Genomic DNA, 6,000 nt, shown 5'->3' with positions numbered 1-6,000 from the left:
ATCCCGTCTATCACCCCCACGATCTCCGCTATCTTGCTCGAACTCGTCGAAATCTCCTCCATCGTCCCCGCCACCTCGCTCACCGCACGCCCCCCACGCTGCGCCACCTCCGAGGCCCCTTGCGCCAGCGTATCGGCCTGCTGCGCGTGCTCCGTATTCTGCCTCACCGTGCTCGCCAGCTCCTCCATGCTCGCCGCCGTCTGCTGCAACGATGCCGCCTGCTGCTCCGTGCGGCTGCTCAAGTCCGTATTGCCCATGAATATCTCCCGCGACCCCAGCGTGATCTCCTCCACCCCCGTGCGCACCGCCGTCACCGTGCGCGTCAGGCTCTCCTGCATCCGCTTGAGCGACTCGTACAACACCCCTATCTCGTTGCGCGTCTTCACCTCAATGCGCTCCGTTAAATCCCCTCCCGCTATCCGGTCAAAATGTCCCCCAGCCAAGCGCAAGGGACGCAACACCATGCGCCCCAGGAACACATAAGCCAAGAGTGCAATCAGGATCGCCACCACCATCGCCAGAGCTACCGCCCGGATCACCCACACAAATACCTGAACTTCACGTTCATAGGTGCCATCGATCGTGTCCTGTTGGTACATGTTGAGATTATTCAGGGCGAGCTTCAGGTTGTCGCCCATGTAGGAAGCGGTGGACGAAAGAAAAGTTTCGTAATCGCCCAGCTTGCCCTTTTCAAGCAGATCAATCAGCGGCTTGACGCCATTTTTCGTCAAGTCGAGGTAGGCATCGCTCGTTCTGCGATACCATCCATCCGTGTCGTCCATGCCTTTGGTCAAGCCCTGGAAATTCTTAAAAGCCACCTGGGACCGAACGAGCTCCTTGCGCGCCTCATTGATATATCCGCTCGCGTTGCTGCCCAGAGGGCTGGCCGAGCCATCGGCATCCGCCGCGGCAGGTGCATCGGCCGTTTTCTGCTTATCCTTACTTACGATATAGCTCGCCAGCACCTGGCCCAGCAAAGACTGCACGTTTTTGTAATGATCGACGGCCTCGCCGATCACGGCGTGGGCCCGTTGCATCTGAACCACCCGCGTCAAAGACTGATTGTTGGCGCGCAGCGAATAGACCCCCACCGCCGCGCCCGTCACCAGCATGAACAAAAAGAAAACAAGCACCAGGATCAAGCTGGTGCGAACTTTCAATTGGGGCAACTTCAATTTTCCACGCATGGTCTCACAGCCTTACAAAAATCGTTCCGACCTATCTCTATGCTTCACTTTGCGCCCCGCTCAAGCCGCCGCCTGTTCCACCAGCGACATTTCTTCGCTGGTCATGAGTTTTTCAATGTCGACCAGAATCAGCATGCGCTCGCCCAGAGTGCCGATGCCGGTCAGGTATTCGGTGGAAAAAGCCGTGCCGAACTGCGGCGCTGCACTGATTTGCGACTGCTGCAGCATGAGCACATCGGAGACGCCATCGACCACGACGCCGACTACCCGCGAGCCCAGATTCAATATCACCGCGACGGTCTGGTGGTTGTATTCGACATTTTCAAGATTGAACTTGATCCGCATATCGACAATGGGGACGATGATGCCGCGCAGATTGGTGACGCCCTTGATAAAGGATGGAACATTGGCGATACGCGTCACGCTTTGACTGTCGTAGCCGCGGATTTCCTGAACCTTCAATATGTCGATGCCGTATTCCTGGGCCGCCAGCGTAAAAACGAGAAATTCCCGGCCCGTATCATCGGCCCGGTTTGAATTGAAATCAAACTTGTTAATCATTGCGTTCTCCGATAATTCCTTTGATCTCTTTGGCCGCCAGCTCGCGCGTAACGCGCAGCAGCGCAAACACGTCGACAATCAGGGCGACGCTGCCATCGCCTAAAATCGTGGCGGCCGACACACCCGGTATTTTTCGATAATTGGATTCAAGGTTTTTAACCACCACCTGATGCTGCCCGATCAGATGATCAACCAGCAGCGCAAAGCGTACGTCGTCGGCCTGCAGAACCACGGCTATCGACTGTGAAATTTCGGTTTGGGCGTTTTCCACCGAAAACACCTTGTGCAGGGCCACCAGCGGCAGATATTCGCCGCGTACGTGCAGAACATGCTCGTCTTCGGAAATATTGTGTATCTGATCGGCGGTAGGCTGCATCGACTCCATCACATGGCCCAGCGGCAAAATGAAGGTCTCGGCACCGACGCGTACCGACATGCCGTCGAGAATGGCCAAAGTCAAGGGCAATATGATGCGGGTCGTCGTGCCCTGATTGGGGCGTGAAGACAATTGGATATGTCCGCCCATGCCCTGGATATTGCGCCGCACCACATCCATCCCCACGCCTCGCCCGGAAATGTCGGTGATCTGCTCGGCCGTTGAAAACCCGGGAACGAAAATGAGCTGCCAGACTTCCTCATCGGAGGCGTTGTCGCTGACGGCAATGCCTTGCTGCGCGGCTTTTTTGAGGATGCGCTCGCGGTTCAGGCCACAGCCGTCGTCGGACACTTCAATGATGATTTGCCCACCGCTGTGTTGCGCCGACAGGGTGATCTGTCCTTCCGGATTCTTATCGCCGGCTATCCGTTTTTCGGGCGTCTCTATGCCATGATCCAGACTATTGCGCACCAGATGGGTAAGCGGATCGATAATGCGTTCGATCAGGCTCTTGTCGAGTTCCGTGGCGTGCCCATAGGTCTGCAAATTGATCTGCTTGCCCAATCGGGACGCACTCTCGCGCACCAGCCGGGGGAAGCGGCTGAATACGTAATCCATGGGCATCATGCGTATCGACATGACCGATTCCTGCAGGGCCCGGGCATTGCGTTCGAGCTGTTCAATACCGTTGAGCAGGCGATCGTGAAGCACCGGATCGAGCGTGGACGCCGTTTGCACTAGCATCGCCTGCGTAATCACCAGCTCGCCGACCAGGTTGATGATCTGATCGACCTTTTCGACCCCAACCCGAATCGTGCCGGACTCCTTGCCTGCCCTGGATGAGGCTGCGCCGGGGTGGTCGGCGCCACGCGCGGGCGTGGGCGCGGCGCTTGATGCGGCCGTCGGCGAAGGCGCCTGGGTTCCGGATTCCCCACCGGCAGACGCATTATTCGTCGCCGCTGCGGTGTCTACGCCTTCATTCGGTTTGGGCAAGACGCCCGGTTGCGTGATTTGAATCTGGTCGGGATTGACGATAAAACAGCACACCGCCTCGATGTCGTCGGCCGAACAGGTTGTTTGCAGACTAAGGCGCAACACCTTATCGTTTAATTCATGCTGCAGGACTTCGCCCATGATCGCCATTTCGGCCAGCAGCGCATCGGCGTCGCTTGCGCCGAGCTGGCGCAAATCGATACGCACCTGCAAAACCGGTGCGCCCGGCAACACAGGCGATGGCGCCCCGGTGCCGGGCGTGGAGGCCGCCAAGGGGGCCGACGCCGGAGCAGGGGCAGCCTGAGCCGAGGACTGCTCCCGGGCCAGCTCGCGCAACTGGGCGCCTATGCGCTCGTAGGCCTGCGCATCGGGCTCTTGCTCGCTGCGGTACGCCGCTATCTGATCGGTCAACACGTCTTTGGCATCCAGAAACAGGTCTATCATGTCTTTACGCAATGGCATTTCGCCGCGGCGTAAAAAATCCAGCAAATTCTCAAGCAGATGCGTGGTATCGGCCAGGTAGCCAAAACAACCAAAGGTACCGGCCCCCCCCTTGATGGAATGCGCAGCGCGAAAGATGCCGTTGAGCTGATCCGCATCGGGGTGGGCGATGTCCAGCTCCAGCAGCAAACGCTCCATTTCGACGAGCAACTCGTCGGCTTCATCGAAAAATGTCTCGAAGAACTGACTCAGGTCGACACCCGCATCACTCATGACCGCTCCTTTTAACGACCGCCCGGCGCCGGCTAATGCATTGCAGGAACACGCACAGGCGCTCCCTGCGGAAGGAGCGCCTTGGTCGCACTTTCGGGCAAGGAAGGCTCAAGCAGCAAGTTTGACTCCAGCGCGCGCTTCAACTTCAAAGCCGACTCGCCCGCTGCATTCTGTTCATCGATACGACGCTCGGCACGGCGATTCAACACAACAATACTGATACGTCGGTTAACGGCAGCGTTGGGATTATCTTTAATCAGGCTTACTGACGACGACAGGCCCAGGACGCGCTTGACCTTTGTCTCAACCATCCCTCCGGAAATCAACTGCCGGCGCGCCGCATTGGCGCGATCGGCCGAAAGCTCCCAATTGCTGTATTCACGGCCGCCCGCCGCATAGGGCTGCGCATCCGTATGGCCCGATATGCTGATCGTATTGGGTAATTCGTTGAAGACCGGCCCCAGTTCGTGCAGAATCGCGCTCATATACGGCTGAACCTGAGCACTGCCCGTGGTAAACATGGGCCGATTCTGCCGGTCGATAATCTGAATGCGCAGACCGTCGGGCGTCATATCCAGCAATAGCTGCGGGCGAAATTCCTTCAGAACGGGGTCCGACTTGATCAGGTTGTCGAGCTGACCTTTCAGATCCTCCAGCCGGCGCGTGTCCTGCTTGTCGCCTTCCGATTGGCGATCCCCGTGATCGGGCTTGGGCGGCAGCGGCTCTTTATTGGGAATGACACTGGGCGAGCCACCGGGAATCACGGTCGAACTCGAATCCACCTTTGCCCCCCCGGTTACGGCGGTCATGAGCGGCATGCGGAAATAGTCGGCGATGGCCTTGAGGTCCTTGGTGGGCACGATCGAAATCAGCCACATCACCAAAAAAAACGACATCATTGCGGTCACGAAATCCGCATAGGCAATCTTCCAGCTGCCCCCGTGCGCGCCGGCCGCGGGCGCGCGCTTGCGCCGGATAACGACGCGATCCGAGCCCGACGGATTCATAACGCCGGCCCATCAACCTTTTTGGCCGCGCCCGACTTGGTCTGCCGCACATGTTCCTCGAGCTCCAGAAACGAAGGCCGCACCGACGAATACAAAACCTTGCGTCCGAACTCCACCGCCAGCGGCGGCGGGTAGCCATTCATGCTGGCCAGCAGCGTCACCTTGATACACTCCAGAACTTTGACCGAGCTCACCATGCGCCGCTCGACCGAGGCAGCCAGCGGCGCCACAAAGCCATAGGCCAGCAAAATTCCCAGGAAAGTCCCCACCATGGCTTCGGAAATCAAATTGGCGAGAATGGCCGGCGGCTGATCCACCGAGGCCAGGGCCTTGATAACCCCCAGCACCGCCGCCACAATCCCGAATGCCGGCAAACCGTCGGCCACGTCCCGCAGGGAATGGGAAGGGATACTGCGTTCGTGCTGAAAGGCCTCGATTTCCTGATCCATGAGCGTTTCGATCTCGAACGCGCTCATGTTGCCGCTGATCATGATCCGCAGGTAATCGGTAATGAATTCGACCAGCTTGGCGTCGCGCAAGATGCGTGGGTATTCGCTAAACAAGGCGCTGGCGCTGGGGTCTTCGATGTCCGACTCGATCGACATCAGGCCGTCGCGTCTGGCCTTGTTCAAAATGACATAGAGCAACGCCATCAGCTCCATGTACATCGATTTGTTGTAGGGCGACGCCTTCAGTACCCCAGGCAGCGCGTTCAACAGCAGCTTGACCGATTTGCCGCTATTGGCGGAGATGTAGGCTCCCAGCGCTGCCCCGGCAATCAGCACAAACTCGAACGGCTGAAACAGGGCGCCGAAATGCCCGCCTAATGCGGCATAGCTGCCAAATACAGACCCCAGGACAACCAGAAACCCAAAAGCGATGAACACAACAATGCCCTTGCTAAAACAATGCAGCGGTAATGATCACTCTTTCCGGGCATTCAAAAGCGATTGTCAAAGGGGATTTTCCACCCTAAATCAATCCTCTGAACATTGTCTGTCGAGGCACGTCCAGTGTGCTGTTTGGCTAGTTTGTGCATTCAAATTAGCCGAACAGCACATCGAGGTATTTTCTTAAGACGCCGCAGGGCGAGGGGTGGGTACCGTCCGGTCCGTCCAGCGGTCGGGGCGCTGCGCGCTCCGACTGCCCGGGTCTGCCTCGT

5 protein-coding genes are annotated in these 6,000 nt (G+C 58.1%); all 5 read right to left on the bottom strand.

The window, feature by feature from the left end:
- Positions 1–1,187, bottom strand: a 1,187-nt coding sequence (locus EDC26_RS09535) for a Tar ligand binding domain-containing protein (RefSeq protein WP_132581886.1), incomplete at its 3' end; no start/stop codon positions are given.
- A gap of 60 nt (positions 1,188–1,247) precedes the next feature.
- Positions 1,248–1,748, bottom strand: a complete 501-nt coding sequence (locus EDC26_RS09530) for a chemotaxis protein CheW (protein WP_132581884.1) — start codon at positions 1,746–1,748, stop codon at positions 1,248–1,250.
- A complete protein-coding gene (gene cheA, locus EDC26_RS09525) occupies positions 1,741–3,831 on the bottom strand; it encodes a chemotaxis protein CheA (protein WP_132581882.1) in 2,091 nt (696 codons plus the stop codon). Before cheA ends, EDC26_RS09530 begins: the two co-directional genes overlap by 8 nt.
- A 32-nt stretch (positions 3,832–3,863) precedes the next feature.
- A complete protein-coding gene (gene motB, locus EDC26_RS09520) occupies positions 3,864–4,838 on the bottom strand; it encodes a flagellar motor protein MotB (protein ID WP_132581880.1) in 975 nt (324 codons plus the stop codon).
- Complete coding sequence (gene motA / locus EDC26_RS09515; protein WP_132581878.1) at positions 4,835–5,725, bottom strand: flagellar motor stator protein MotA; 891 nt, start codon at positions 5,723–5,725, stop codon at positions 4,835–4,837. The genes motB and motA overlap by 4 nt, the downstream gene beginning before the upstream one ends.
- Between the last annotated feature and the right edge of the window lie 275 nt (positions 5,726–6,000).

The organism is Paralcaligenes ureilyticus, assembly GCF_004346225.1.
In the GTDB taxonomy this organism is placed as follows: Bacteria; Pseudomonadota; Gammaproteobacteria; order Burkholderiales; family Burkholderiaceae_B; genus Paralcaligenes; species Paralcaligenes ureilyticus.
Note: the sequence above shows the minus strand (reverse complement) of the source record. Positions and strands in the feature narration are given on the sequence as shown.

Excerpts from the sequence above, each read along its gene's own strand:
- EDC26_RS09530 (WP_132581884.1), bottom strand. The coding sequence starts at position 1,748 with ATGATTAACAAGTTTGATTTCAATTCAAACCGGGCCGATGATACGGGC.
- cheA (WP_132581882.1), bottom strand. The coding sequence starts at position 3,831 with ATGAGTGATGCGGGTGTCGACCTGAGTCAGTTCTTCGAGACATTTTTC.
- motB (WP_132581880.1), bottom strand. The coding sequence starts at position 4,838 with ATGAATCCGTCGGGCTCGGATCGCGTCGTTATCCGGCGCAAGCGCGCG.